The following is a 1,233-nucleotide window of genomic DNA, read 5'->3' on the forward strand; positions in this document are numbered from 1 at the left end:
GCCGTGGCTTCTTCCGAATTCTTGCTTATGTGTGGTCAATTGCGTTGCTTGCAATAAAAACGTTGGCCCTACGCCGCTTAAACGCGGGGTCGTTATTCCCACAGTTTTCTAAACCAATTCAAATTCATTTCTCTTCTTTCAATTCTCTATATTATTATTTGAAAACTAATTAAATGGGTATGGCTATGGTTGCTATTATTTCACTTCTGGTTATTATTTCTCTTTCCATACTCATTACCCGAATAGCTGCCACAGCATTAATTCAAACAGGACTATCAAAAGATGCTGCTCGATTTCAAGCTCGATCAGCATTTACAGGAACGGGATTTACAACAAATGAATCGGAGCATGTAGTTAATCATCCCGTCCGCCGTAAAATTTTGATGATATTAATTTTTCTTGGCAGTGCAGGGGTCATCTCAACCATTTCATCGCTCATTCTCAGTTTTATATCCCTCGAGCGGATCGGATATATTTCCATTGAAATAGTGGTTTTGATGGGTGGCCTGATTGCGCTTTTGCTTTTGGTGCAAAGTAAATGGATTGACCGTAAACTCTCTTACCTCATCAACCGTGCACTTAATCGTTATACGACCTTAGATGTCAGGGATTATTATAGTCTCCTTCATCTTTCAGACAATTATCGGGTTTCAGAAATAAAAGTGGAACAACAAGATTGGCTGGCTGACAAAACCTTAAATGATTTGCAATTACATGATGAAGGCATATTGGTATTGGGAATAAAACGAAGCAATGGAGAATATATCGGAGCACCACGAGGAGAGACAAAAATTTATAACGATGATACCGTAACACTGTATGGACGGGCTGCACTTCTTGAATCATTGGATGATCGGCAGAAAGGTCAGAGTGGAGATCAAAAACATGCTGAGGCAGTCTTAGAACAAGAAAAAATGTGGGCTTCACAATAAAACAAACTGTGGGCATAACCAGCGCGTCAACGCGGACGTGCCTCGCCGTCGGTTGCAAGATTTTAATTCATCAAATTCTGTAGTACATTTTTAAATAAATTGGCGCCCGCCTGCACGCCGGTTACGCGCAGGGTCGTTAAGGCCCGGCAGGCGCGTAGCATTCTGTCAAACGGATGTTCGGGGTGGCTGCTTTTCCAAAGATTTTTAGTAACCCGTCGGTTCCGGCTTGTTTTGTGGGTTGCTTCTTTTAGGTCCTTCCCCAGCACAGCGGGGCGCCACGGTGGTTATTCAAAAAAATTGC

At 42.4% G+C, this 1,233-nt stretch carries 1 protein-coding gene; it reads left to right on the forward strand.

Annotated elements, in window-relative coordinates:
- Positions 1-179 precede the first annotated feature (179 nt).
- Entirely contained in the window at positions 180-932 is a 753-nt protein-coding gene (locus tag FN808_RS18765) for a TrkA C-terminal domain-containing protein (RefSeq protein ID WP_221930117.1), read from the forward strand.
- Positions 933-1,233 lie beyond the last annotated feature (301 nt).

This window comes from Fodinibius sediminis, assembly GCF_900182555.1.
Lineage (GTDB): Bacteria > Bacteroidota > Rhodothermia > Balneolales > Balneolaceae > Fodinibius > Fodinibius sediminis.